Below are 4704 nucleotides of genomic sequence, written 5' to 3'. Positions count from 1 at the left end.
AGGCGCTGCATCGAGGATGGTATATTCATACCTACCGCCTAACCAAGCGCCGCACCGCAAACAAGTTGGCAATCCCGCATCAGCTCCTCTACCTCCCGCAGGCTCAAGTTGAACCGGACGTAGAGCCAGACAACATGAGCGATGATCTGAGGAGGATACCGGTGGCGTTTGTAGCTGATCTTTTGTGTCTGCATCCACGTCGCCTACGCCCGGATCGATTAACCAGCAACCTCAGGCTAGTTAACGTGACAACACCCGAGGACGTTATGCACTATGACAGCCTGCGTCAATGTTGGCATCAGCAAGCTCACCGCGAGAGACACGTTTTCGAAGGGCGATCAACGCAGTTGGCTCTATAGACAGAAATTGCGGCAATAAAGCGCTCAACGATTGCCGAATCCGGCAACACGTCGGCGGCGTCGAAGGGGTCAGGTAAGGACGTATTTCTGGGGGGGCCAAGCCGGAGGCGGCTTTTGGTCGAGGGCTTCACAGGCAGACCTCTCGATGATCCGGCACATGGCGTCGAGCGGCAAACCATTTTGCACGTTTCGAAACGGCAGTTCGAGTTCGTTGGTAACGGCCTGCAGCCCAAAAAAAACATAGGCAACCGCCGCGGTGAAGACCGGCGCGAACCAGTTCGTCGCCTCGATCAGGGCAAAGGGCAGCAAAAAGCAATAGAGATAGGTCGTGCGGCGCACCAGAAGGGAATAGACAAAGGGCAAGGGCGTCGTCGCAATCCGTTCGCATCCGGCCTGCGCCATAGCCAGCGAAGACAGCGTGCTAGACAGGGTCATCTTCCCGAAGCCATCAACGGCGCCGCTATTGCTCAAGGTGCTTATCTGCTCCGCCATCGCCCGCAGGGCCGCATCTGCGGGATTGGTCTTTGCGAGCAAGGCTTGCGCGCGGGTTTCGTCTATCCAACCAGACAGATCCGCCCTTACCTCTGCGTTTCGCAGAAAGCCGCGGTGCAGATGGCTGAATGCCACCCCTAAAGATAGGATTTTCCGGCGGTCTTCGGCCTCAGGAACAAAGATGGTAAGCTGTCGCCCCAGATTGCGCAGGTCGGCGATCATTGTCCCCCAAAGCTTGCGCGCCTCCCACCAGCGGTCATAAGCAGCATTGTTGCGGAACCCGAGAAATAGCGACAGCGCGATGCCAAAGACGCCCATCGCCGCAATGGAGACGCGGGGCAGGGGGACGATATGTTGATCAACCAACAGCACCGCCGCCGTCAGCACGGCGACCCCGACAATTCTGCCCGCGATTCTGGGAACGATCGAGCCCTGCATGACAAAGAACAGGTTCAGCGCCTTCGGGGGATCTCTGACAATCATCTAAAGTTCCTCTGTGCCTTTGACGGACGATTCATCGCAACCCGTCCCCGATGTGGTCAATCAGGAACCGGACTTTTGGCGACAGATGCCGGTTTTGCGGATAGATCGCCCAGATGCCATCGTCAGGCGCGCGATAGGTTTCCAGAATCGAAACCAGCCTCCCTTCCTGCAGCTCTCCCTCGACGTAGTAATCTGGCAGCTGAATGATCCCCAGGTTCCTGCGTGCGGCATCGACCAGAGAGGCCCCGCTGTTGCAGCGCAGATTGCCCTTCACCCGAACATGCCGCATGGTTCCTTTTTCCTGAAACCGCCAATATCCCAAAGTACCCTGAAGGCAATTGTGCTTGTCGAGTTCGGACAGGGTGTGCGGGGTGCCATGGGCGGCGAGGTAGTCGGGCGCGGCGCAGGTGTAATGCCGGCGTGAACTCAGGCGTCTTGCCATCATGGAACTGTCCTCCAACTCGCCCAGGCGAATGGCAAGATCATAGCTTTCCGCCACGAGGTCGAGCAACTGGTTGGTTAGCCTTAGATTGATCTCCAGATCTGGGAAGCGCCGCAGGAAATCATTGACCAAAGGTGCGATGCGGCTTTCTCCAAAGGTCACGGGTGCGGTCATGTTCAAGCGTCCCTTGGGGTTCTGCTGCAGATCGGTGATCGCGCGCTCGGCCTCGGCCAGCCCGTCGAGCACTTGGCGGCAATGGTTGTAATAGACCTGCCCGGTTTCGGTGATCGTCACCCTACGCGTGGTGCGGTAGAAAAGCTTGGTGTCGAGCCGCGCCTCCAGTGCTCCGATCTGGCGGCTGACCTGTGCGGTGGAAATCCCGAGATTTCCGGCAGCGGCGGTAAAGCTATGGGTTTCGGCCACAGCTACGAATTCGGAAACCCCTTCCCAGCTCAGCACTGTGTTCCTCTTCAACCCCACAATTGTTGCATGATGGTAATAGTGTTTTGTAAATCAACGTGATTATCGCTTCTCTTGGGATAGTCTATTTGTCGGTCAGACATCAAGGAAAACAAAGCGAGTGCCATGACCGATATCATCAAATGCAAAGCCGCTGTCGCCTGGGCCGTCAACGAACCGCTCTCGATCGAAGAGATCGAAGTGATGCCGCCCAAGGAGGGCGAAGTGCGGATCAAGATCATCGCTTCGGGCGTCTGCCACACGGATGCGTTCACCCTGTCCGGCGAAGACCCCGAGGGGCTGTTCCCGGTCATTCTCGGCCATGAAGGCGGCGGCATCGTCGAATCGATCGGCGAGGGCGTCACCAGCGTAGCGGTTGGCGATCACGTGATCCCGCTCTACACGCCGGAATGCGGCGAGTGCAAATTCTGCGAATCCGGCAAGACCAACCTCTGCCAGAAGATCCGCGAAACGCAAGGCAAGGGTCTGATGCCGGACGGCACGAGCCGCTTCTACAAGGACGGCCAGCCGATCCTGCATTACATGGGCTGTTCGACCTTCTCGGAATACACTGTACTGCCGGAAATCTCCCTCGCCAAGGTGAACCCCGAGGCGCCGTTGGAAGAGGTCTGCCTGCTGGGCTGCGGCGTCACCACCGGCATGGGCGCCGTGATGAACACCGCCAAAGTCGAGGAGGGCGCAACCGTCGCGATCTTCGGCATGGGCGGCATCGGCCTTTCCGCCGTGATCGGCGCCACGATGGCCAAGGCCAGCCGGATCATCGTCATCGACATCAACGAAAGCAAATTCGACCTCGCCCGCAAGCTGGGCGCGACCGACTTCATCAACCCCAAGGATCACGACAAGCCGATTCAGGAGGTGATCGTCGAGATGACCGACGGCGGCGTCGATTATTCCTTCGAATGCATCGGCAACGTCAATGTCATGCGCTCGGCGCTGGAATGCTGCCACAAGGGCTGGGGCGAATCCGTGGTCATCGGAGTCGCCGGTGCGGGGCAGGAGATCTCGACCCGTCCGTTCCAGCTGGTCACCGGCCGGGTCTGGCGCGGCTCGGCCTTTGGCGGGGTCAAGGGGCGGTCAGAGCTGCCTGACTATGTCGAACGCTACATGCAGGGCGAGTTCAAGTTGAATGATTTTATCACCCACACCATGAGTCTGGAAGAGATCAACGAGGCTTTCGACCTGATGCATGAGGGCAAGAGCATCCGTTCTGTCATTCATTTTGACAGCTGACTGCCTCCGGTGCCGCGCCGCTTGCGGCGCGGTCCGAACAACTTCTGGGAGACCTGCCATGTCATTGGAACTAAAGAGCGCCAACAAGGTCTTTGGTGGCTGGACCAAACATTACAGCCATCATTCCGATAGGTTGAACTGCGATATGCGCTTCGCGATCTACCTGCCGCCACAGACCGCGCAGGGGCAGAAGGTCCCTGTGATCTACTTCCTCTCTGGCCTGACCTGTACAGATGAGAATTTCATGCACAAAGCCGGGGCGCAGCGCCTTGCGGCGGAACTCGGTATTGCGTTGGTGGCACCCGACACCAGCCCACGGGGCGACGATGTGGCCAATGCGGAGACCTATGATCTGGGGCAGGGGGCCGGGTTCTATGTGAATGCGACAGAAGCCCCATGGAACCGGCATTACCATATGTATGACTATGTGCTGAAGGAATTGCCCAGGCTGATCGAAGAGACATTTCCGGTAAGCGATCAGCGGTCGATCTTCGGGCACTCGATGGGCGGCCACGGTGCGCTGGTTCTGGCGTTGCGCAACCCGGAGCGATACAGGTCCGTCTCTGCCTTTAGCCCGATCTGCAATCCGGTGAATTGCCCCTGGGGCCGGCAGGCCTTTAGCACCTATCTGGGCGACGACCGCGGCGCCTGGGAGGCTTATGACGCAAGCCTTCTGATGCGCGAGACCAATGGCGGGCTCCCAACGCTGGTGGATCAGGGCGAAGCGGATGATTTCCTTGACGAGCAGCTCAGGCCCGGCGCGCTGGAAGCGGCGGCGGAGGCGAGCGGCTATCCTCTGACCCTGCGGCGGCAGGAGGGGTATGACCACAGCTATTTCTTCATCTCGAGCTTTGTGGATGATCACCTGCGGTTTCACGCCCTCCATTTGGATAGGTAACGGCTCCGACCCTTCGCCTTTTGGATGTAGGACTAAAGCATGTTGCTTTCGCCAGTCTTCCGATCCCATCGGTTGGAAGAGGAAATCATCGACAAGGCGGCCGAGGTTCGCTTGCGCTGCCTTTCAAACTGGCTAGCCTTGATTTTCAGAAGTCACCGACAGAGAGGCTCGTTGATGTCTGAGACCTGTACCTTCTGCCGAATTGCCGCGGCAGACTTGCCGGCTTACAAGTTGTTCGAGGGGGATTGCCAACTTGTTTGCGGTGCGGCGCTTGGTTAGGCGGTAGGTATGAATATACCATCCTCGATGCAGCGCCT

At 58.5% G+C, this 4704-nt stretch carries 5 protein-coding genes and 1 pseudogene; 2 read left to right on the top strand and 4 right to left on the bottom strand.

Going from position 1 to position 4704, the window contains the following annotated elements; translation table 11 throughout:
* Nucleotides 1-71 precede the first annotated feature (71 nt).
* The 3 genes and pseudogenes from ACGYLQ_RS20495 to ACGYLQ_RS20485 all read right to left on the bottom strand — a co-directional run.
* Nucleotides 72-194, bottom strand: a pseudogene (locus ACGYLQ_RS20495) (IS6 family transposase); the annotation flags it as partial.
* 234 nt (nucleotides 195-428) lie between these two features.
* Entirely contained in the window at nucleotides 429-1334 is a 906-nt protein-coding gene (locus tag ACGYLQ_RS20490) for a bestrophin family protein (protein WP_040182691.1), read from the bottom strand.
* Nucleotides 1335-1365: 31 nt separating this feature from the next.
* A complete protein-coding gene (locus ACGYLQ_RS20485; RefSeq protein WP_040182693.1) occupies nucleotides 1366-2235 on the bottom strand; it encodes a LysR family transcriptional regulator in 870 nt (289 codons plus the stop codon).
* Nucleotides 2236-2370: 135 nt separating this feature from the next.
* On the opposite strand from ACGYLQ_RS20485, the gene ACGYLQ_RS20480 reads away from it, so the two are divergent.
* Both ACGYLQ_RS20480 and fghA read left to right on the top strand, forming a co-directional pair.
* Complete coding sequence (locus ACGYLQ_RS20480) at nucleotides 2371-3489, top strand: S-(hydroxymethyl)glutathione dehydrogenase/class III alcohol dehydrogenase (protein WP_346348384.1); 1119 nt, start codon at nucleotides 2371-2373, stop codon at nucleotides 3487-3489.
* 58 nt (nucleotides 3490-3547) lie between these two features.
* Complete coding sequence (gene fghA / locus ACGYLQ_RS20475; RefSeq protein ID WP_276155446.1) at nucleotides 3548-4387, top strand: S-formylglutathione hydrolase; 840 nt, start codon at nucleotides 3548-3550, stop codon at nucleotides 4385-4387.
* 132 nt (nucleotides 4388-4519) lie between these two features.
* Here fghA and ACGYLQ_RS20470 read toward each other — a convergent pair.
* The coding region (locus tag ACGYLQ_RS20470) for a hypothetical protein (RefSeq protein ID WP_394444622.1) at nucleotides 4520-4704 on the bottom strand (185 nt) is incomplete at its 5' end.

Origin of the sequence: Sulfitobacter sp. 1A12779 (assembly GCF_043557315.1) — a bacterium.
In the GTDB taxonomy this organism is placed as follows: Bacteria; Pseudomonadota; Alphaproteobacteria; order Rhodobacterales; family Rhodobacteraceae; genus Sulfitobacter; species Sulfitobacter faviae.
The sequence above is the reverse complement of the archived record's forward strand: the minus strand, read 5'-3'. Positions and strand labels throughout refer to the sequence as shown.

Excerpts from the sequence above, each read along its gene's own strand:
- ACGYLQ_RS20490 (WP_040182691.1), bottom strand. The coding sequence starts at position 1,334 with ATGATTGTCAGAGATCCCCCGAAGGCGCTGAACCTGTTCTTTGTCATG.
- fghA (WP_276155446.1), top strand. The coding sequence starts at position 3,548 with ATGTCATTGGAACTAAAGAGCGCCAACAAGGTCTTTGGTGGCTGGACC.